Source organism: Zhongshania borealis, from assembly GCF_039539625.1.
GTDB classification, from domain to species: Bacteria; Pseudomonadota; Gammaproteobacteria; order Pseudomonadales; family Spongiibacteraceae; genus Spongiibacter; species Spongiibacter borealis.
Map to the genome: position 1 here is coordinate 1 of NZ_BAABDM010000011.1, position 21485 is coordinate 21485.

A 21485-nucleotide genomic window follows, 5' to 3' on the forward strand; every position below is an offset into this window, starting at 1 on the left:
ACTTAATAATGCCACGTCTATCACTCCTAAATCCCCCGCAGTCATCCTGCGGGTAAGTGTTACACATGGGTCAAAATTCAATGCAAATATAGGGGGTTAGTGGGTCAGTTTTAAATGCAAATCAACAGACAAACCTCTGCTTCGCAGAATGGTCAACGGTGTTTGGCGATGAAAAGATGACAACCGCCTTATTGGATCGATTGACTCATCATTGCCACATTATCGAAACTGGAAATGATAGCTTCAGATTAAAACACTCAACAACGCAACAGGAGGAATTGAAGGCAGCAAAGAAGTAAAATCTAGGCCATAATCTGGCCATCAGGGTGGGTCAGTTTTAAATGCAAATCAACACAATGGCCCTAGGAATACAATAACGAACCGTTGAATACTCTCTTCCGGAAAAATTTAGAGCACAAAGAAAACACTTCTGTATTGGTATTTTCACAGCCTATTAACACAATTTCAAAAAATGAAAGACCCCAAATGAAATCCTAAAGAAAGTTTGCATGACTTACTTAAGGTTGGCTCATCGATTAAAAAATAATTTATTCATCAGCGCTTTTAAATAAAAATAATATGACTTCTTAGAATCATGCTTTTGCGATGTTACTCTCACCACAACTTCAATCAACTCGTATAAATCACTCTCAGAAATCTCAACTTGATTAGAATCATCATTAATTTTAGGAGCGGAAAATGGATTCAAAGATGACCCAAGAAATTCTTCAGAAAATCTTATATTAGAGGAACTGAAATTTTCATAAATATCTACAGCCACCAGGAACGAAATTTCACCAGTCCTTGATATAGCCAACTCAGAAATCGCTTGCACCAGCCTCAACCGATATAAATCCAGCTTAAAATTTTTATCGTACCGAGGGAAAGAACGATTAATTATTCTAATCAAGTTGATCCCTACACCACCAAGACTGGTATTAATATCGTTACTGGAATACCCTAAATTTTGGACATCTAAGGACAAAACATCAACGAAATCTTTACGTATATCACCCCCAACAAGCTTGTTACGGTCATAAATTCGAGCAACAATATTTTCCGCACCAAACACTGCTCGCCATAATGAAAACATCTTATAGTAATTAAAATATAACGATTCTGTGTGGCAGCGCTCAGAAAAGGCCTCAAAATCTTCGACCGAGGATGTTTTTACTGCCGTTGAATAATAACTTAACAGCAATGCACTTTGCTCACGAAAATATGAGACCACCTTTACTCGATTAAATCTACTAGCGACAAATTCAGACAAAAATCGTATCGACTCTTCGCTTACCAGTCTAGAATGGAAATGCTCACTAGTTATAATTACCGTATGAACAGCTTCACCAATCTCAGCCAACTCAGAGTCAAACTTTCTTACAAAGTCAACATTAAACTTCAACCTATCTCTGACATTTAATATCAATTTATCTTTAAAAAAGTCATCACGAGAATCAAGTGGCAAACAATATGCGGCCAGCGATCGGTCATTATCAGCACCTGTTGACTCTAAAACTCCATACCCTGCACTCATCAAAACTAGCCTATTCTCAACCAAAAATTTTTGGAGAGTACTTGAACCAGTCTTTTCCGTGCCTATATGTATTATTAAATTTTCAATCATTGTCAAAAATGCTCAATTTCAGCCAATACAATCTGGTATATTCGCTCACAACAGCTACCACTCGCCCCCCCAGAAAAACCAAAAGAAAGTCCAGCAGCAGCCCCTTGAAAAGCACAAAAATCATTACATGCAACCCGATCTAATTCGAGAACAAGATCTTTGTAATTATCGAAAACGGCCCCTAAATCATTGCATCTAAAATCTATATAGGCGCCACGATCTTCATCATACAGCTCTGCATCAGACTGATAAAATAGAACAGGTTTATTTAAATACCTAAAATCCCACGAAACACTAGAGTAATCTGTAATCAAAACATCAGAATGTTTAAGTACGTCTGAAACACTAATATCTCCATAGCTAAAACACACAACCCTCTTTGACGAAGCCGAAAAATGAGAAAAGTATGGAGACATTTCCTTATGAGGGATAAAATATAACTCGCAATCCCATTTTTTCAAAAATCTCGTCAATTCCTTAGAATCCAAAAACTCCTCCACTGAAATAAAAAATTCAGACTTACGCCCCCCCCATTCCAAGTAATTTCTATGAGTTGGCATATAGGAAATTATTTTCTTTGGATTATACGAAGACGCTCCGTCAAATAAATTATCGTAACGAGCATAACCAGTAACGCGAACCCTTGTGGAATCTACACCCACCTCTTCAATGGCTAACCTTCTCTCAAACTCACTCCCAACAGTAAACAAGTCCATCTCATTTCTATTTTTTATATACTTTTCATTAAACCTTTTAAATCCAAGAACCCCGTGATGGAGAAAAACCTTATAACGACCACCTCCATAAAACGAAAATAACTCAATCGGAGCCAAATCCCTAAAGGTATGTGTATAAAAAAAAACCGAGGAACTATGAAAGGCCTTAGCATGCGCAATTGAACCGTAAAATACTACATTGTCATCAAATTCCAGCTTATTGGCACCCGCACTACCTTTCTTCATGACAAAATAAACGTTTTCCGCACCGACTATTTTTCTACAATAGCTATAAAACCACACACCGTTGTCACCAAGAGGATCCCCTCTATTTTCCCCAATTAACCATATACCATCGCGAGACCGCCCAAAACGTGTTATAAAAAAAAGCACATGACACCACAGGCGAAAAATTATCGCTCGCGGTGTAAAATCTAGAAGTTTCTTATGCATTTTTATTCGATCTTATTTCGGAATACGTCAAACATCTCTCGAGCAGTCGCCTGCCAACTAAACTTCCGAGATTGCACAAGCCCTCTAAGAACCAGTGACGACCTATAATCATCATCATTCACCAAAGACAAAATTGCTGAAGACACATCATCCACTGATAGAGGGTCCACTAATACCGCAGCATCACCAACCACTTCTGGCAGCGAAGACGTTTTCGAACAAATAACCGCAGTACCAGCAGCCATTGCCTCTAGAGGCGGCAACCCAAACCCTTCTTCAAACGGAACATAGCAAAAAACCATAGCACCACTATAAATAGCCACAATATCTTCATCTAAGACATACCCAGTAAAAATAGCATTCTCTTGTAAAATTTTAGAACTTCTCAATAATTCCAAAGTACTACTGTACTCCCACCCATAGGAACCACATACGACAAGCTTTATACCATTCCTAGCCAACTCAGATTCGAGACTTATATAAGATTTCAGCAAAGTGTCTATATTCTTCCGAGGCTCGATAGTTGCGATGCATAAAATATACTTCTGTCCAATTCCTATGCCGTACTTGCGCCGAATATCATTATAATGCATAGAATCACCCACATCATAGAATGAGCTAGATATAGCTAAAGGAGTAACAAACACACGAGACTCATGAATATTAAAATACTCACACAGCTGAAATTTGGTATAACTAGACACCGCAAAAAAATAATCTGTATTTCTTATGATATCGCGATAGACGTCACGCATTGATAAGACATGATCTTCGGTAAAATATTTAGGACTCGTCTCTGAAATGATGTCATGAATCACATTAAAAACAAGCTTACTTGTATCCCTTCGCTTTTTGCTAACAGGTAAAAATGGAGACAATGAAATATCAACTGGTGAAACAGAATCACTATAGCTCAGAATGCTACCTAGCTTTTTTCCTTTGTGAAAAGGCATTTTAAAGTTAACAAACAAATAATAAATAAATTCATTTAATGCAGAATCCCTATTTAACTCAACCCCCCCCCCCTTAAATAAATAATACTTTTCAATAGTTCTTCTAGCTTGGGGGTAAAAATCAGAGGAAAATACTAAATCAATACAACTATCCTGAAGAGACTCCCTCCACATCGCCAATGAAAGTTCGTCAATTACACGCGTGATACCATTGACCCCCCCACCTGTTATCAGCGTCCGCCCCATATTGCTAAAGTCATAATTAATCTTCATCAATGCACCCGCATACACATAACATCTATATAAATTAGCCTCTTATCTTTTCAATAACCTCTGTAGTAGATATAGATGGAGTTCGATCTACATAAACGATATTACAAGAATCAGAAAACATATCAAAAATACCAGCCCAGTCGCTACCCATGACCAAGACATCTGCACCATATGCAGCCAAATATTCCCTTTTTTTTTCCAAAGAGTCCTCTAAAAAAACCGCATCAACCCATTTAATAGAAGATACTATTTCCAACCTTTCATTTTGCGTGTACACAGGAAATCGCCCCTTCTTCTCATAATTGAGCTGATCTGTAGACACACCCACCACCAACCTATCCCCAAACGCTCTAGCCCTCTGAAGTATTCGAAGGTGCCCCACATGAAAAACATCGAAGGTTCCGAATGTAATGACCGTTTTCACACTCCCAACCCTTTAACTAGCGACTCGCAGCAACGTTTGCTTGAATTTCCATCTGCATATTCAGCATAAGCGTCATTTAGTATTTTCGAGCGGCTATCCATTTCTTCTTTTATTAAACTGCGCGGAACGTAAATCGCCTGTTTTAAGCAATCTTTTAATTGCACCATATCTTCAGCTTCCGTTCCAAATCTATAATTTTCATCGAGGCTAAACCCTTTTTTAAAAGGTGGCGGAACATCTAAATATATGGCAGGCCGATTTAGCAATAGGAAGTCGAAGGCAATAGACGACCAGTCATATATCAATACATCTGAAATTAATAACAACATCTCCGTATCAGTGTATTGATCAAATGGCACCTCTTTCACACACGAATATTTTTTCCGCACACCTGACTTTGAATTAATATGCCGCCGCATAAGAAAAATACATTTGTACTCTTCAGCAATTACATTTAAAAACTTATAAAATTCCTCTTCATTAGAGCCAAATGGATAAATACTTCTTCCGCTTACATCCTGCGCCCAAGTTGGCGCAAAAAGAACAACTGGAGTTTTATCTCGCGGAAGCAATAATTGTTCTCGAAGTTCGATGATGTCATCATCACAACTATTTACTAGCCTATCCGTTCTAGCGTATCCAACTATTTTTATTTTATCTCTCTGAAACCCAAATTTATTCTGATATAAATCCGCGATATATGGCGACGTCACCCAAACTTCATCGTATTGGCGCTGTACTTTAAAGTCGTTTTTATCAAACCCCTTAAATGGAATGCCATGCCAAACATCGATAAATTTAATAGTAGTAAATTTCAGCAATAAAATAAGGCAGTGTAAGCCGTGATCACTAACAATTATCTTTGTACGCGCCAAAAGTAGAATCGCATACCAACTTCCACCCCAGACAACATTTACGCCGTCTCTTTTTAAATCTTTGCAGTAATGATAATCCATACTTAAATAGTAGGGATTCAATTCTTCATGATAGTCACTTTCTTTATAAATTGCCTTTAAATTACCATTCAGCTTATGACCATAAAAAACAACGTCACTAGGTGGCTTAACAAAAAGACGCAAAATCAAACTAAGCAAAGTATTTAGCGAGAATATGCCTAACCATAACCAGTGCAACGGCTTGTGCTTTTCAAGCTTCACGCTTCGCCACTCGCAGTAGCCAAACCACGATCCCTAACGCTAATGTCTATACTTTGATAATCACTGGGAAGCTCCGCATCTCTATGACTAACTATAATTAGGCAGCGCTCGGGGAAATGTTCTTGAATACTGCTAATAATTTCTTGTGCAGTGGGTACATCCAAGGCTGAAAGTGTTTCATCTAAAAAGACAATTTTAGATCTCTTATATAAAGCCCTTGCCAATAGCACTCTACATTTTTGCCCGCCGGAAAGATTACTGCCACCTTCTGTAATTACGTCACTAGGTAATTGATCTAATCCGCAAATAGTCGATATAAGCTCATATCGTTGACTATCTTTGCTATTCGACCAAGCCGTCACGTTTTCTATGATGCTCCCCGCCATCAAGTGACCGCTCTGATTAACATAAGCGATGGAGCTCCACCATTTATCTTTCGATATATTTGCTAGATCTTCACCGTCAACAAAAACAAGCCCACGCTGCGGCGCTCTCAAGCCAGCCAATATTTCAACTAATGTCGTCTTACCTGAACCGGACGGGCCTGATATACGCACTATGCCCTCTAATGTAATCACGGCATTCAAGCTATTAATTACCCAATCTTTATTATTGTTTGAATAGCAAAGATCTCGCACCTCAATACGGTTGGGCGTTAAGTCGCTGAACTCCAATGCATTCCTTACCGTTTGCTTATCTAAACCCTGCCATTCTTCTTTAACCTTCTGAAAGACCACCAATGCACCGGTAATTTTGCTGACGGCGTGGTATATCTGCTGGGCAGAGGGCAAAATCTTGTAGGCTGCAACGGCAAACAGAGAAATCGTCGTTATGAGCTGATGACTATCACTCGCAGTATTGCCTAACTGGTAGGCCGCAATTAGCAATAGGCTCATACCTAAAATTTCTATAAAGCTTCTGGGTACAGTCCCAAGGATTTCAATATTTGCCGTCTTTTTAGACGCCTTACTTTTTATCTCATGAAAATGCGCTGAAAATTTCTTTATCTTTCCGTCAATATGGATATTTCGGTAGTCTGCAAAACTACCCGATATCATTTGATTAAGTTGGCGTTGCGACTCGAAGTTGTCGCCACTCATCCGCTGCAGTGCCCTCTTTATCAACGAATAAATTAGAAAGTAAGCAACAGCAATACTTAGGACGATGAAAATAGTGATTCGGATATCAAACGCCATCAACAAGGCCGCAATAACAATCAGCTGAATGCTACGTGAGATTATCACAAAGGAAGCGTCGATAATGCCCGTCGCAATCCGTTCACTCACCCCGTTGACGTTCCGCATAAACTCAGATGCCGGCCGGTCATAAAAAGCTTCGATAGACTGATTCATGTAAAAGCCAAAAGCACGTGTAGACATATCTGCACTTATACGCCGTATATAACGCTGCCTTGCAAATATACCCAAAGTACTAAAAATTGCCGCCCCCCAAATAAAAGCGATGGCTCCTCCCGTCACTATTATGAGGAATAAACTTTTTTCGGGCTGCCCTAGAAAATTAAACAAGGTATTAAGGTAGCCTTTTTTAACAGCTCCCTCATAGTCGATTAACGCAGTAATTGCCGGAATAATTGCCGCAATACCGACCATATCGGCTATAGACGTAAGCGTTAGCAGTATCGCAACCTGCCAGTATTCACGCTGCTGCTTGGACGACAACAAGGCAAACGCTGATTTAATTTCCGCCAACATCGAATACCTCAGTCAATACCTGTGAATTTCCACCTGATTTACACCAATCAGCTTCGGCGCCAAATCACTTTTCATTTTTATACATCAACGCTGTTATCTGCTCTGAAATCAACCCCATCATAAACAACATAAATCCGCTGGTTAACATTAGCGCGCTCATATTGGTAAAACGATTCATAACCGTGAATGTATAACCGTACCAACCAATTCCCATCAAAAAGAAAAGAGCAGCTGCGGGCGTAAATAGCTTAAGTGGAGAATACAATGTGCCAATTTTGAAGATAATAAGCAGGAAGCGCATACCATCTTTCAATGGTTTAATATGGCTTTTTCCTTCTCGCGGAGCTGCATGAATCGGGACATATTTTACGGAATAGCCTGCGCGAAAAAATGCCATGGTACTTGTAGTCGGATAAGAAAACCCATTCGGCAGCAAATACAGGAACTCTCTGAATTTTTCAGCGCGTACCGCTCGAAATCCCGAGGTCAGATCACCCACCTGATGCCCAGTCATATAAGTCGCGAGCTTATTGTAAAAGCCGTTGGCCATACCGCGACCAAGATTTGCTTGAGAGCCGGCTTGCCGTGCGCCAACAACCAAATCGTAACCCTGCTCTAATTCTGCCAGCAAATCCGCAATATCCTCAGGGTTATGCTGACCATCGGCGTCCATAAATACAATCACATCCCCAGTTGCAGCCCTCGCTCCTGATTTAATAGCTGCACCATTGCCCTTTGAATAAGGGTGAGTAATCACATCAGCCCCAGCCTGCGTTGCTATATCCGCTGTATTGTCATTCGAACCATCGTTGACGACTATAATCTGAGCAGTGCTATGTAAAGCCTTAATCGCAGCAACCACAATACCAACGGTGGCAGCTTCATTTTTTGCAGGTAATACAACGGATAATTTAATTGATAAACTCAAAAATGACACCCTTCTCAGAGAACTAATTTAATGACATGGAAAAATCTGCGAAAAGCCGAGACCTGACTTACCTAATTATTAAGACCTTGCTTCATACGTACTTCTGACAACATTGAATCTAGCCTCTCCGCCGTAATAAATTTACTGCTACCGACATATTTTCTTCTCCGCTCAATCGCGGCAGCGGCAGCCTTGTAGTCATTAACGTCTAAAGCGAGGAAAACCTGAAATTGCAAGACTGGCAGCCCATCTGGCTCTCTCTTTTCTGCGAAGGCAAGGTAACTCCGTGCCAACTCAATATCCCGAGACTCAAAAGCTGCATTTGCCGCTAAAAACTGCAAACGCACTTTAAACGTTTTCCTGCTAAAGGCAGGGTTCTCCAGTAATCGGTCAATTAATACTAAAACCTCATTTAATTCAATATCTCCGCACTGCCCCGACTTAACAAGATCAATTAATGGAAAAAGACCATCAATAACGGACATTGATGCACGACCATTTGCTGCGTTATTTAGGAAAGCCTCATATCGAGGACGTATTTGGTCAGCACTCTGGATAGTACACGCGTAAAGCAATGATTGCGTCCGAACAGCAATACACTTTTCACAGACATCGGCATTACGATCAAAATACGAAAGCATCAATTGCCGCTGCATTCTAATTTCCTCGGGCGCTCCCCTAGCTTCAGCCTCCTTGTTTAGCATAACCGCCAAATGCTGAGTGGCGCGCGATGATCCAGGGCTATCATTCGCCCAAATCACAGCAACATTAAGCTGCCGCCCCCACAGCGATGTAGTCATGTAACACATGACCGAAACAACCAAAAGATATAGCACAAGCAACACGCGAGCTCCGACCACAAACCGATTCGATACTGACCACAACCCATAGGTAAGTGCGAAACACAAACCATACGCAGGCAAATAATTTCGATGTTCAAAGTACAGCTCGAGTGTAATACTTGAAGACTCAAGTAAGTGACCAATCAAAAACCAAAGCACCGCAAATAGTGGCAATATGGTTTTTTTACGCAACAATATGGATATCGCAATTACTGAAAGCCACGCCAAGCCAGCAACGGCAATCTGGAAACGAGTACCAATTAACTCAACGTCGTCGTGAAATGGACTAAAGGACGAGGGCAGGGGCAACACAATCTTTGAAAGATAGATCCACAGAATAGCCCACTCTGTTTGTACCCGCGACCAAATACTAAACCCACGAAAATCAATATATACAAACCAATCCCGCATTAAAGGCGACAAATAAATTAACAGCAAACCAAGTAGAGCATACAGACTCCAGGCTCGAACTCGAGAATATATAGAGGCGTCTCGATACTTTCGAAAAAAGAATTGGTCGATTAAAAGTGCATACAAAGGAATTACAGCACCATTTTCTTTGGTATAAATTGCTAGAAGGCTAAATACCCCCAAAGTTAACAGCTGAAAAATAGCTGCCAAAGCTGGGCGCCTAATACCATATCCAGCCACAAAACAATTCAAACCCAGCAATCCAAATAGAGCAGAAAGCCCCGTCATGCGTTGAATTGCAATTAAACTAGTCGAAACATTAATAGGTAAAACTGCCCACAGCCCTGCCGACACCAATGCAATCACAAAAATATGATTTTGATCAACACCACGCTGGAAGCGCAAAATCTGCCAACCAAGGACGAACAACAATAAGAAATTTATCGCATGAATTGCTATATTTACAGTTAATACACTTACGCTATTTAACGGCCAGTCATTTGCATGCGGGAGGAAAGACAGCAGCGCCAAAGGGCGCCCTGTGGGGCCAGCGGTGCCGGAAAACACAAAATCAAACGCCCCGCTGCCTACCGCCTGCGGAAGTGATGCTAGGTTCGAGTAATCATCATAATAAAGCGCGCCGCTCGCCCCTGGAAGATAGATCGCAACAAGGCCCACAACAAACAATAAAACAACAATACTCCGCATCGCGGTAAACTTGATCATATAAAAAGACTAATATGTGTGGAATAAAAAAACCCGGCGCTTTTGCGGCGCCGGGCTTATCTAACTAATATAACTAAAATCAAATATCAACCGCGGCAAGAACCAGGCATCCACTTGTCATTGTCACTAGAGCAAACCCACTCTGGAATATTATTTGTAGATTCACCGCTTGGGCTCAGAGTAACAACAATATCGCTCGCACCAACGATACTGCCCGTCGCACTAATAATACCGGTAGTAGCACCAACTGATAATGCAGTTGCATATTTAGTCGGTTTAAAACTATCCGCACATGAATCTAAGTTCACAAAACCGTTTGACTGAACTAGCTCAGTTACGCAAGTGCGCATACCACTTGCAGCCAGCACAACTTCAGAAGCTTTCGCTTTGTTGGTGTAATCTTGGTACGCAGGCAATGCCACGGCAGCCAAAATACCGATGATCGCAACCACGATCATCAATTCTATTAAGGTAAAACCTTGCTGTGTTGTTTTCATAGATTTTTACTCCGAAAGATCAATTCTAATAACATTGGAGTGATATTTAGATCACTACCCAAAAACCAAGCACAAATTATGCCACCGATAGAGCATATACCAACACGTAGTAACCGCAATCGATCATGAAATATTTTCGATGTCACTCGACCAACGAGACCGGACACTCGCATGACAATTATTGTCACATCAAAGACTTTTTTGTCGCCCCCAGCAATAGGGATTACGATTTATGGGCCAAGTACATGCTGAATGTAATGCTTTACTATTGAGTAGGTACTATACTGTTTTACATACTATTTCCTAAGTGATTGGCGGCATGAATAGCGCAACTATCCCCCTTAACGGATTAGCCAGAAGACTCGTTTACGATGAGATACTCGACGAGGAGACGGTACGCAAGGCACAAGAAGCCGCAAAGAAGGATAAAAAGAGCCTCGTTGCCCATTTGGTGAGTAAAAACCTTGCCGACGGTGTGCGTATTGCTGAAGTCGCTGCCGACGAATTCGGCATCCCCTTTATTGACTTACGCTCTTACACCACCGAGCTTTCACCGCAAAAAATCATAGACAACAAGTTAATTAAGGCCCACCGCACGCTCCCACTGTGGAAACGGGGAAAGCGCCTTTTCATCGGCATGTCAGACCCCACTAATTTACATGCCCTAGACCAAATCAAATTCCATACTGGACTGACCACCGAGCCGATCGTTGTTGAGGAGTCAGCGTTAAACGCCGCGATCGAGAAATACCTCAACGCCCAAGAAGAGTCGCTCGCCGACAGCTTGGGTGACATGGACGACGTCAGCCTTGAAAACTTGGATATTGAGGCTGTTGACGAGGACGCTGGCGCAGAAGTTGACCTTCGCGGTGTAGACGAGGCTCCTGTTGTCAAATTTGTTAACAAAGTCTTGCTAGACGCTATACGCGGAGGCGCTTCCGATATCCATTTTGAGCCCTACGAGAAAATATACCGAGTTCGCTTTCGTACTGACGGTATCTTACAGGAAGTAGCCAGACCACCGTCTAGTCTCGGCTACCGACTGGCAGCTCGCTTAAAAGTTATGTCGCAAATGGATATATCCGAACGGCGCGTGCCGCAAGATGGCCGAATCAAGATGAAGCTGTCCAAAACACGAGCTATCGACTTTCGGGTAAACACCCTCCCCACCCTCTGGGGGGAGAAAGTGGTACTGCGTATTCTTGACCCGTCATCTGCCCAAATGGGCATAGACGCCCTCGGTTACGAGCAGGTACAGAAAGACCTTTACATGAAGGCCTTAAATCAACCCCAAGGCATGATTTTGGTTACAGGCCCAACAGGCTCTGGTAAAACCGTTTCGCTGTACACCGGCCTTAATATTCTTAACACGCCTGAACGTAACATTTCCACCGCAGAAGACCCTGTTGAAATAAACCTTGAAGGCATCAACCAAGTTCACGTTAACGCCAAGGTTGGCCTTGGCTTCCCAGAAGCCTTGCGCTCCTTTTTACGCCAAGACCCTGACATAATCATGGTTGGTGAGATCCGAGACTTAGAAACCGCGGAAATCGCAATTAAAGCCGCGCAAACAGGTCATTTGGTATTATCCACACTCCACACTAATAGCGCACCCGAGACACTAACTCGACTCCTAAATATGGGCGTGCCCGCATTTAACGTTGCTACGTCCGTCAGTTTAATTATCGCTCAGCGCTTAGCACGGCGATTATGCAAGGAATGCGCGATTCCTGCAGACGACATACCAAAACAAACCCTGCTAGATGAAGGTTTTTCTGAAGAGCTTTTATCAACCGCCAAAATCATGCACCCGGTAGGCTGCGATCATTGTAATAATGGCTACAAAGGCCGCGTTGGTATTTATGAAGTAATTCGCATCACTCCTGATATATCCCGTATTATCATGGAAAATGGCAATTCCCTGGCCATAGCCGCTCAGGCTCAAAAAGAAGGCTTTAATAACTTACGCCAGTCTGCACTTATGAAATGCGCTCAGGGCGTTACTAGCCTAGAAGAAGTCAACCGAGTTACCAAGGATTAACGATGGCAACTGCAGCAAAAAACGAGACGTTTGTCTGGCAAGGTGTAGACAAGCAGGGTCGCAAAACCCGTGGTGAACTAAATGCGCCGTCTTCAGCCATAGTTAAAGCCCATTTACGCAAACAGGGTATTGCTGCCAAAAACGTCAAGAAAAAACCAAAACCGCTGTTTAGTAGTAAAAAACCCATTAAACCATCCGATGTTGCCATTTTCACTCGGCAAATGGCAACCATGCTTAAAGCCGGCGTACCACTTGTACAAAGCTTTGATATTGTGGCTGAAGGTGTAGAAAATCCAACAATGCAAGACCTTGTTCTTGAAATAAAGAACGATGTATCCTCTGGCGGCGGATTTGCCCCAGCCTGCGCGAAGCACCCTAAATATTTTGATGAGCTCTTCTGTAGCTTAATTGCGTCTGGTGAAGCCTCAGGTACATTAGAGGTTATGCTAGATAGGGTTGCCACTTACAAAGAAAAAACCGAAGCCCTAAAAGCAAAAATTAAAAAAGCTCTGACTTACCCTATTGCAGTTATTGTCGTGGCTATTGTAGTCACGGGAATATTGCTCATTAAAGTTGTACCGCAATTTGCCACAACTTTTGAGAGCTTTGGCTCAGAGCTCCCAGCATTCACCAAGTTTGTAGTCTCAATATCAGAGTGGACTCAAGCAAACTGGTATATAGTTGCCGGACTGGCGATCATTGGAGGTTTTTCTTTCGGGAAAGCACGTGAGAAATCCAAGCCATTCTCAGACTGGGTTGACAAAATAATGCTCAAGATCCCTATTGTGGGCGACATCGTTTTTAACTCAGTGATAGCGCGATTCTCTCGTACTCTCGCAACAACATTTGGCGCAGGGGTACCCTTGGTGGACGCACTCAACTCCGTCTCAGGCGCAGCCGGTAATGCCGTTTATGCAAAGGCAATCATTCAAATTCGCGATGATGTTACAACCGGCCAAACACTCTACTCCGCGATCAAGTTCACTAATTTATTTCCAAATATGCTTCTCCAGATGGTTTCTATTGGTGAGGAGTCCGGCTCACTCGATGAGATGCTAGACAAAGTTGCCACACATTACGAAGAAGCTGTTGATAACGCCGTCGACACTTTAACCTCATTACTCGAACCATTGATCATGTCGGTACTGGGCGTTTTAGTAGGCGGCCTAATGATTGCTATGTACCTACCCATATTTATGCTTGGGTCGGCAATGTAGCATACCGCATTCTGGCAACAACGAAGCCCAATCCCGGCGGGAATGAGCAAAGCCCCTATAACGAGTATGTAATATGAGTTTCTTCGAAGCCGCCGCGAACTCCCCGCTGCTTCTCATCACTTTTGTAGGTCTATTGGGCCTACTCTTTGGCAGTTTTTTCAATGTAGTCATCTATCGTCTACCCAAGATGATGGAAGCGTCATGGAAATACGAATGCGAAGTTTTGCTAAGCGATGATAACGATGCCGAAGAACTAGCGCCGCCCCAGTTTAATTTAGCCGTCCCTAATTCACACTGCCCAAGCTGTAATGCGCCAGTTAAAGCGTGGCAGAATATCCCCGTGGTGAGCTATGTCTTGCTACGCGGTCGTTGCGCGTCGTGTAAAGCACCAATTGGAGCTCGCTACCCGCTGGTTGAATTCATTACCGCGCTGCTGACTATTTTCCCTCTACTCATGTTTGGCTTTACTGGCTACGCCTTTGCTGCAATTTTATTCAGTTGGATTTTGCTGATACTGACGGTGATTGATATTGATCACCAGCTATTGCCAGATCAGCTTACGCTGCCACTCATTTGGCTGGGGCTATTATTTAACAGCATAACGGGAAGTATTCCGCTGCAGGACGCTGTGTGGGGCGCAGTGGCCGGCTACTTGTCACTATGGTCAGTGTTTTGGGTATTTAAATTACTCACAGGCAAAGAGGGTATGGGCTATGGCGACTTTAAATTACTCGCTGCGCTAGGTGCCTGGCTCGGCTGGCAGTTTTTACCGTTAATTATTTTACTGTCGTCAGTGGTCGGCGCCGTATTTGGTGGCGCCGTATTGATGCTGAAACGCAGCGACAGCTCAACACCAATGCCTTTTGGTCCCTACCTTGCCGGCGCTGGCTGGATCGCGCTGTTCTGGGGTGAAGCCCTAATCGACGGCTATCTTCAGCTAGCTGGCATTCGCTAGCGGCAATACCGTATGTTGTAACGATTATGAGTCAATTTATTGTAGGACTTACCGGCGGGATTGGCAGCGGCAAAACGGCCGCGTCTAACCGCTTTGCAAAACTCGGTATCGGCATTGTCGATGCCGATGTTATTTCCCGTGAAGTGGTTGAGCCTGACAGCCCCGCGCTGCAACATATAGCGGCGTACTTTGGCGATACACTGCTGCTTGCCGATGGACAGCTCAATCGCCCGGCGCTGCGCCAGACTATTTTTGCCGACCCTGCCGCCAAGCAATGGCTTGAAGCATTACTTCATCCCTTGATTGCCAGCGAAACCCTGCGTCAGCTCCAGAGCGTACAGAGTGCCTATGCACTTTTCGTTTCACCCTTGCTTATTGAGAGCCAGCAAAAAAGCATATGCGACAGGTTAGTGGTGGTAGATGTGCCGGGCTCTCTCCAACTAAGCCGAACTATGGCCAGAGACAATAACGAGCAAGCGCAGGTAGAACGTATCATGGCCAGCCAAGTAGATAGGGAAACCCGCTTAGCGGCAGCCAGCGATGTTATTGATAATACCCAAGGTTTATCACTACTTGATTTGCGGGTGAGCGAATTACATCAACAGTTTCTGCAACTCGCCACTGCGAAATCTAAATCAACGTCTTAGCACGCACAGCAAATTTTAGGACATTTCATATTTATGAGCCAAGATCTGAACAAAACATCCGCTCTCACCGTGCCCTGCCCGAAATGCAAAACAGAATTGGTCTGGGACGCAAACAACCCCTTTAGACCATTTTGCTCGGACTCGTGTAAAAATCACGATTTAATCGCATGGGCAAATGAAGAGCACAACATCCCTGGAGACTCACTACACGACGACGTTTTGAGCAGAGATTTAGAGCAGGATTTTTAGGAGAACCACGGCGTAATATGCAAAGCGCCTTTAGACCGTTTCCGCACTCTGAATTGCGTCAACAATCGCAGTGTTTGCAGCCGGGAACGCGTAGTCAGAAAGTGATTGCGGGCTCACCCAGCGCAGGGGCTGACCTTCACGCCCCTCGGGTTCGCCACGAAATTGAGTAACTCGCCACACATCAAGCAGCACGACTTTATCGGAATAATCGTGGCTAATTTCGATCAGTGAACGGCAGCTATCCAGTTCAATAAGAATACCCAACTCTTCATTAAGTTCACGAGCCAAAGCCTCGCGCACGCCTTCGCCAACCTCTACCTTACCGCCAGGAAATTCCCATAAGCCGCCTTGGTGAGCATCACTCGCGCGGCGAGCTATAAGAATGTCGCCCAGAGAATTAACAATTACCCCGACGGCAACATGAACGCGCTTATTAGCTGCGGTATTCGGCATTGATCTTGACGTAGTCGTAGGAGAAGTCCGTGGTCCACACTGTTTCAGCGTCCTGGCCACGATTCAGGTTAATACGAATACGGATTTCAGCCTGCTTCATTATCGCCGCACCCGCCGCCTCGGTATAAGATTCTGCACGCCCGCCGTGTTCGGTAATCAAGACGTCGTCGAGGTGAACTGTCAGTGCCGCAACATCGAGTGAATCCACGCCAGCACGTCCTATGGCAGCAAGAATCCGCCCCCAGTTTGGGTCGCTGGCAAACAGTGCTGTTTTCACCAGTGGTGACTCTGCGACTGCATAAGCCACTTTGAGGGCCTCGCTCACATCATTGGCGCCACTTACCTCGACGGCAACAAATTTAGTTGCGCCTTCGCCGTCGCGAACAATAGCGTGAGCGAGTTCCAAAAACACTTCATTGAATACGCGCTGAAGTTCATCAAACACCGGACCGCTTGTTTCAGTAAGCTGCTCGCCACCAGCCATACCCGTAGCAATGAGCACACAGGCATCATTGGTCGAGGTGTCGCCGTCGATAGTAATACGGTTAAACGACGCGTCGGCGGACTGATCTAACATCGCTTGCAAGACTGCAGGCGCAATATTGGCATCGGTGGCTACATAGCCAAGCATGGTCGCCATATTCGGCTTAATCATGCCCGCACCTTTGGAAATACCGGTGACGGTAATCGTCCGACCAGCAATATCAATTTGCCGCGATGTCGCCTTGGGACGGGTGTCAGTGGTCATAATGCCGTTAGCTGCACTTTCCCAGGCATCGCTAGCAAGTGCCGAGATGGCCGCAGGCATGGCTGCAATCAATTTGTCGACTGGTAGTTTTTCACCGATAACACCGGTTGAAAAAGGCAGCACCGCAGTGGGCGCTACACAGGCGAGTTCCGCCAAAGCTGCACAGGAGTTGCGAGCGTTGAGCATACCGGCCTGGCCAGTGCCGGCGTTGGCATTACCCGTATTAATAAGTAAATAGCGCGGTGAAGTGGCGGCTAAATGTTCTTTGGCCACGGTAACCGGCGCGGCGCAAAACGCATTAAGGGTAAATACCCCCGCTACCGACGCACCTTCGCATAACTCAAAGACCACGGTGTCGATGCGGCCAACTTTTTTAATTCCCGCACTTGCCACCCCAATTCGCACACCGTCTACCGTGTGAAGAACTGGCAACTCACCAGAACCTACCGCCATGCTATTGCCTACCTCAGTCTAATTTGCCGTGACATTGTTTGTATTTTTTGCCTGAGCCGCAGGGGCAAACCTCGTTACGGCCAACTTTACGGGTGTCGCGTACAAAGGTTTCTGGAACACTTGGCGCGGGCGCCGCCGCTTGCTCGTCACCATCTTCTTCTAGCGCTAAGCCGCTGGATTCTGCATGCTGGAATTCCATTGCGCGCTTGGCCAATTCTTCACGACGCTGGCGAGCGAGCTCTTCTGCATTTTCATTTTGCTGGAGGCGCAAATGCGACAAGAAACGAATAACCTCTAATTTTAGGCTATCGAGCATTTCCTGGAATAGCTCAAATGCCTCACGCTTGTACTCTTGTTTGGGATTTTTCTGCGCAAAGGCGCGCAGATGAATACCATGGCGAAGATGATCCATCGTCGCCAGGTGTTCTTTCCAAAGCGTATCGAGTACTTGTAGCATGATATGGCGTTCGATTTTCCGCATATCGAAGCCTACCAACGCACACTTGGCCTCATAGGCTTCGGCAATTGCTTGGTTTATTTTCTCAGTGAGTACTTCTTCATTCACTGAGCGATCTTCATCCAACCAAGTTTTCAGCGGTAGCTCTACTTCAAAGTCGGTGTGCAGGCGGCGTTCAAGACCCGCCACGTCCCATTGTTCTTCCAAACTCTGAGGCGGAATATATTCCCGCACGACGTCACCAACAACATCTTGACGAATCACGGTGAGCATCTCGCTTATATCATCCGCTTCCATCAACTCATTGCGTTGCTGGTAGATGATTTGACGCTGATCATTGGCGACATCATCGTATTCCAACAACTGCTTACGCATGTCGAAGTTGCGGCCTTCTACTTTACGTTGTGCTTTTTCAATGGCGTTCGACACCATACGGTGTTCGATGGCTTCGCCTTTCTCAAGGCCCAAAGCCTGCATAATGCCGCGCACACGGTCAGAGGCAAAAATGCGCATTAGGCTGTCTTCTAATGACAGATAGAACCGCGATGCACCTGGATCACCCTGACGGCCAGCACGACCGCGAAGCTGATTATCGATACGGCGTGATTCATGACGCTCTGTACCAATGATATGTAAGCCACCGGCTTGCATTACGGTTTCGTGACGTAGTTTCCATGCCTCACGCAACTCATTAATCATCGCCTCGGAGGGATTCTCGTGTTTGGCTATTTCGACGTCAACGTTACCACCAAGCACGATATCCGTGCCGCGGCCTGCCATATTCGTGGCGATGGTCACCACGCCAGGGCTACCAGCCTGAGCAATAATTTCCGCTTCTTGCTCATGGTATTTGGCGTTCAAGACCTTATGCGGAATGCCCGCGGCCTTGAAGCGAGAAGACATTTCTTCCGAGGTTTCTATCGAGGCAGTACCCACTAGAATCGGGGCACCCGTTTCCATAATAGTTCGTACGTCTTCAACAATGGCGTCGTATTTCTCTTCCTTAGTCAGATAGACAAGGTCATTTGCGTCGCGGCGGGCAGGCGGCTTATTGGTGGGGATAACCACCACATCTAGGCCGTAAATTTGCCGAAATTCGAAGGCCTCGGTATCTGCTGTACCAGTCATACCTGCCAGCTTATTAAACTGGCGGAAATAGTTCTGGAAGGTAGTCGACGCAAGGGTTTGGCTTTCAGCCTGTACCGTAACGCCTTCTTTCGCTTCTATTGCCTGATGTAAGCCTTCAGACAGACGTCGACCAGCCATAGTCCGGCCAGTATGCTCGTCAATCAATACCACTTGGTCATTCTGCACAATGTATTCAACATTGTTGTGGAATAAAACGTGGGCACGCAGCGCCGAATTTACATGGTGCAGCAAATTCAAATTACCGGCCGAGTAGAGGCTGTCGCCTTCTGTCAGAAGACCCGCCGAAATCAACATGTCTTCTACTTGCTGATGACCTTGCTCCGTCAGCTCAACCTGACGCATCTTTTCATCAACAGTGTAGTGACCTTGCTCGGCAATCAGTTGCTCAGTGTCGTCAGCTTCGACAGGCTGCCCCGCCTCATCAACTTCAGCCTTTATGAGCGAGGGGATGAACAGATTGATTTGTTTGTACAGCTTTGAGCTGTCTTCCGCTGGGCCAGAAATAACCAGTGGCGTGCGCGCCTCATCAATGAGGATGGAATCCACTTCATCGATAATGGCAAAATTCAGACTGCGCTGGTAGCGATCTTCAATGGCAAACGCCATGTTATCGCGTAAGTAATCAAAGCCGAATTCGTTATTGGTACCGTAGGTAATATCAGACTGGTAAGCAGCTCGCTTTTCTTCGGAATCCTGGCCTGAGCGAATAACGCCAACAGTAAGCCCAAGGAACTCATAAAGCGGACGCATCCAGTTAGCATCGCGCGAAGCAAGATAGTCGTTCACGGTGACAACAAATACACCTTCGCCAGCGAGCGCATTCAGGTAAACAGCCAAGGTCGCCACGAGGGTTTTACCTTCACCTGTGCGCATTTCAGCAATTGTGCCTTCATGCAGACTGATACCACCAATGAGCTGCACATCAAAGTGACGCATACCCATTACGCGACGACTCGCCTCACGACACACCGCAAACGCTTCGGGGAGTAGCTGATCAAGGGTTTCACCGGCGGCGAAACGCTGACGAAACTCCTCGGTTTTTGCGCTTAGGGCAACATCGTCCAGCGCGGTCATGCCCTCTTCTAAGGCGTTGATCTTAGTCGCTACTTTGCGCATACGCTTTAGTTCGCGATCGTTTTTACTGCCGAAGACTTTTTTAACTACTGCTCTAATCATGATTAATTCGTTACTGTTCCCGGGAGCAAAAGTCCCTAATCAATGAAGGCTGTAAAGCCACACTAAGCTACATTGTACGAATGAAATTGTGATGACGGCGCGGTGATCACCGCTGAGAATGACCCCGAAAATGCCGTACTTGTAACCACGGGCAAGACATGTGCAATACCGTAACACCGAGGCGCAATATCGCATAGATAGGGGGATATTACCATGCTTAGAGGAATCTCCACCAAGCATGACAACAAGAGACAATCAGACTGCAGCTACCGCAGCAGCGTAATTAATAGGGGCATCGGCGGCGTCATCAAAAGTCACCCATTCCCACGCATCGGTATCTTTAATTAGGGTCCGCAATGACGCGTTGTTCAAACCGTGACCCGACTTAAAGGCTTTGAATTCACCGATCAAACTGGTGCCCAATAGATACAAGTCGCCAATGGCATCAAGTACCTTGTGCTTTACGAATTCGTCTTCATAACGCAAACCTTCTTCGTTAAGAATACGGTATTCGTCTACGACAATTGCATTATCGACACTGCCGCCCTGCGCCAAACCCTTTGAGCGCAGGTATTCGATTTCATGCATAAAACCAAAGGTTCGCGCGCGGCTCACCTCTTTTACAAACGAAGTACTGGAAAAATCTAACTCGGCATGGCCAACCCGGTCTTTAAAAACCGGGTGGTCAAAGTCGATGGTAAAAGACACTTTAAAGCCGTCAAAAGGGAGGAAACTCGCGACTTTATCGCCATCTTTTACCGTCACCGGACGCTTAATACGGATGAATTTTTTCGGTGCATTTTGCTCCTCAATCCCGGCAGACTGAATGAGAAATACAAATGGACCGGCACTACCATCCATAATCGGCACTTCTGATGAGCTGACTTCAACATAGGCATTATCAATACCCAAGCCCGCCATGGCCGACAGCAAATGCTCAACCGTAGACACCCTTACATCGCCATTCATGAGCGTGGTCGACAAAGTGGTATCACCCACATTTTCCGCGCGAGCGTGGATTTCAACAACCGGGTTTAAATCGGTGCGACGGAAAATCACACCCGTATCTGCCGGCGCTGGCTTCAGCGTCAGGTAGACCTTTTCACCCGTATGCAAACCAATGCCCGTAGCACGGATGGTATTGCGTAATGTACGTTGCTTAATCATGTTCACACTCACTCTATGGACCGGACGACTACATTTACAGGGACGTACTTATCTTGA

18 protein-coding genes and 1 pseudogene are annotated in these 21485 nt (G+C 45.0%); 6 read left to right on the forward strand and 13 right to left on the reverse strand.

Annotation, left to right across the window (positions count from 1 at the left end):
• Positions 1 to 128: 128 nt before the first annotated feature.
• A pseudogene (locus ABD836_RS17425) lies at positions 129 to 299 on the forward strand (ATP-binding protein); the annotation flags it as partial.
• Positions 300 to 529: 230 nt separating this feature from the next.
• Here the strand turns inward: ABD836_RS17425 and ABD836_RS17430 are convergent.
• The 9 genes from ABD836_RS17430 to ABD836_RS17470 all read right to left on the reverse strand — a co-directional run bounded on the left by ABD836_RS17430 (position 530) and on the right by ABD836_RS17470 (position 10716).
• Positions 530 to 1624, reverse strand: a complete 1095-nt coding sequence (locus ABD836_RS17430; protein WP_344938459.1) for a hypothetical protein — start codon at positions 1622 to 1624, stop codon at positions 530 to 532.
• Between the two features lie 2 nt (positions 1625 to 1626).
• Positions 1627 to 2793: a CDP-glycerol glycerophosphotransferase family protein gene (locus tag ABD836_RS17435; RefSeq protein WP_344938461.1), complete on the reverse strand. Its 1167-nt coding sequence runs from the start codon at positions 2791 to 2793 to the stop codon at positions 1627 to 1629.
• 2 nt (positions 2794 to 2795) lie between these two features.
• Positions 2796 to 4019, reverse strand: coding sequence for a glycosyltransferase family 4 protein (locus ABD836_RS17440; RefSeq protein WP_344938462.1), 1224 nt, complete (start codon positions 4017 to 4019; stop codon positions 2796 to 2798).
• Between the two features lie 34 nt (positions 4020 to 4053).
• On the reverse strand, positions 4054 to 4443 hold the full coding sequence (locus ABD836_RS17445; protein ID WP_344938464.1) for an FAD synthase family protein: 390 nt from the start codon (positions 4441 to 4443) through the stop codon (positions 4054 to 4056).
• Positions 4440 to 5600, reverse strand: coding sequence for a CDP-glycerol glycerophosphotransferase family protein (locus tag ABD836_RS17450; RefSeq protein ID WP_344938466.1), 1161 nt, complete (start codon positions 5598 to 5600; stop codon positions 4440 to 4442). The genes ABD836_RS17445 and ABD836_RS17450 overlap by 4 nt, the downstream gene beginning before the upstream one ends.
• Positions 5597 to 7210, reverse strand: coding sequence for an ATP-binding cassette domain-containing protein (locus ABD836_RS17455; protein ID WP_344938468.1), 1614 nt, complete (start codon positions 7208 to 7210; stop codon positions 5597 to 5599). Before ABD836_RS17455 ends, ABD836_RS17450 begins: the two co-directional genes overlap by 4 nt.
• A 166-nt stretch (positions 7211 to 7376) precedes the next feature.
• Positions 7377 to 8240: a glycosyltransferase family 2 protein gene (locus ABD836_RS17460; protein ID WP_344938470.1), complete on the reverse strand. Its 864-nt coding sequence runs from the start codon at positions 8238 to 8240 to the stop codon at positions 7377 to 7379.
• A gap of 71 nt (positions 8241 to 8311) precedes the next feature.
• Complete coding sequence (locus tag ABD836_RS17465) at positions 8312 to 10219, reverse strand: hypothetical protein (RefSeq protein WP_344938472.1); 1908 nt, start codon at positions 10217 to 10219, stop codon at positions 8312 to 8314.
• Positions 10220 to 10305: 86 nt separating this feature from the next.
• Positions 10306 to 10716, reverse strand: a complete 411-nt coding sequence (locus tag ABD836_RS17470) for a pilin (protein WP_344938474.1) — start codon at positions 10714 to 10716, stop codon at positions 10306 to 10308.
• 319 nt (positions 10717 to 11035) lie between these two features.
• On the opposite strand from ABD836_RS17470, the gene pilB reads away from it, so the two are divergent.
• From pilB to ABD836_RS17495, 5 genes are all read left to right on the forward strand, one after another.
• Positions 11036 to 12757 (forward strand): type IV-A pilus assembly ATPase PilB, encoded by a 1722-nt coding sequence (gene pilB / locus ABD836_RS17475; RefSeq protein WP_344938476.1) that lies wholly within the window; start codon positions 11036 to 11038, stop codon positions 12755 to 12757.
• Between the two features lie 2 nt (positions 12758 to 12759).
• On the forward strand, positions 12760 to 13974 hold the full coding sequence (locus ABD836_RS17480; RefSeq protein ID WP_344938478.1) for a type II secretion system F family protein: 1215 nt from the start codon (positions 12760 to 12762) through the stop codon (positions 13972 to 13974).
• Between the two features lie 73 nt (positions 13975 to 14047).
• A complete protein-coding gene (locus ABD836_RS17485; RefSeq protein ID WP_344938480.1) occupies positions 14048 to 14929 on the forward strand; it encodes a prepilin peptidase in 882 nt (293 codons plus the stop codon).
• 26 nt (positions 14930 to 14955) lie between these two features.
• Positions 14956 to 15576 carry a dephospho-CoA kinase gene (coaE, locus tag ABD836_RS17490; RefSeq protein ID WP_344938482.1) on the forward strand — a complete coding sequence of 207 codons (621 nt, stop codon included), beginning with the start codon at positions 14956 to 14958 and terminating at the stop codon, positions 15574 to 15576.
• 33 nt (positions 15577 to 15609) lie between these two features.
• Entirely contained in the window at positions 15610 to 15825 is a 216-nt protein-coding gene (locus ABD836_RS17495; protein WP_344938484.1) for a DNA gyrase inhibitor YacG, read from the forward strand.
• 30 nt (positions 15826 to 15855) lie between these two features.
• On the opposite strand, the gene mutT is transcribed toward ABD836_RS17495, so the two are convergent.
• The 4 genes from mutT to lpxC all read right to left on the reverse strand — a co-directional run bounded on the left by mutT (position 15856) and on the right by lpxC (position 21428).
• Positions 15856 to 16278 (reverse strand): 8-oxo-dGTP diphosphatase MutT, encoded by a 423-nt coding sequence (gene mutT / locus ABD836_RS17500; RefSeq protein ID WP_344938486.1) that lies wholly within the window; start codon positions 16276 to 16278, stop codon positions 15856 to 15858.
• The gene (argJ, locus tag ABD836_RS17505) at positions 16259 to 17479 is read right to left on the reverse strand and encodes a bifunctional glutamate N-acetyltransferase/amino-acid acetyltransferase ArgJ (protein ID WP_344938488.1); all 1221 of its coding nucleotides are present in this window, start codon (positions 17477 to 17479) and stop codon (positions 16259 to 16261) included. The genes mutT and argJ overlap by 20 nt, the downstream gene beginning before the upstream one ends.
• A gap of 13 nt (positions 17480 to 17492) precedes the next feature.
• The gene (secA, locus tag ABD836_RS17510; RefSeq protein ID WP_344938490.1) at positions 17493 to 20261 is read right to left on the reverse strand and encodes a preprotein translocase subunit SecA; all 2769 of its coding nucleotides are present in this window, start codon (positions 20259 to 20261) and stop codon (positions 17493 to 17495) included.
• 255 nt (positions 20262 to 20516) lie between these two features.
• Complete coding sequence (gene lpxC / locus ABD836_RS17515; RefSeq protein WP_008251576.1) at positions 20517 to 21428, reverse strand: UDP-3-O-acyl-N-acetylglucosamine deacetylase; 912 nt, start codon at positions 21426 to 21428, stop codon at positions 20517 to 20519.
• Positions 21429 to 21485: the final 57 nt, after the last annotated feature.

Coding starts and splice junctions, on each gene's coding strand:
- ABD836_RS17440 (WP_344938462.1), bottom strand. CDS start 4,019: ATGAAGATTAATTATGACTTTAGCAATATGGGGCGGACGCTGATAACA.
- coaE (WP_344938482.1), top strand. CDS start 14,956: ATGAGTCAATTTATTGTAGGACTTACCGGCGGGATTGGCAGCGGCAAA.
- ABD836_RS17495 (WP_344938484.1), top strand. CDS start 15,610: ATGAGCCAAGATCTGAACAAAACATCCGCTCTCACCGTGCCCTGCCCG.
- lpxC (WP_008251576.1), bottom strand. CDS start 21,428: ATGATTAAGCAACGTACATTACGCAATACCATCCGTGCTACGGGCATT.
- ABD836_RS17435 (WP_344938461.1), bottom strand. CDS start 2,793: ATGCATAAGAAACTTCTAGATTTTACACCGCGAGCGATAATTTTTCGC.
- ABD836_RS17465 (WP_344938472.1), bottom strand. CDS start 10,219: ATGATCAAGTTTACCGCGATGCGGAGTATTGTTGTTTTATTGTTTGTT.
- ABD836_RS17480 (WP_344938478.1), top strand. CDS start 12,760: ATGGCAACTGCAGCAAAAAACGAGACGTTTGTCTGGCAAGGTGTAGAC.
- mutT (WP_344938486.1), bottom strand. CDS start 16,278: ATGCCGAATACCGCAGCTAATAAGCGCGTTCATGTTGCCGTCGGGGTA.
- ABD836_RS17470 (WP_344938474.1), bottom strand. CDS start 10,716: ATGAAAACAACACAGCAAGGTTTTACCTTAATAGAATTGATGATCGTG.
- ABD836_RS17430 (WP_344938459.1), bottom strand. CDS start 1,624: ATGATTGAAAATTTAATAATACATATAGGCACGGAAAAGACTGGTTCA.
- pilB (WP_344938476.1), top strand. CDS start 11,036: ATGAATAGCGCAACTATCCCCCTTAACGGATTAGCCAGAAGACTCGTT.
- ABD836_RS17485 (WP_344938480.1), top strand. CDS start 14,048: ATGAGTTTCTTCGAAGCCGCCGCGAACTCCCCGCTGCTTCTCATCACT.
- ABD836_RS17455 (WP_344938468.1), bottom strand. CDS start 7,210: ATGGTCGGTATTGCGGCAATTATTCCGGCAATTACTGCGTTAATCGAC.
- argJ (WP_344938488.1), bottom strand. CDS start 17,479: ATGGCGGTAGGTTCTGGTGAGTTGCCAGTTCTTCACACGGTAGACGGT.
- secA (WP_344938490.1), bottom strand. CDS start 20,261: ATGATTAGAGCAGTAGTTAAAAAAGTCTTCGGCAGTAAAAACGATCGC.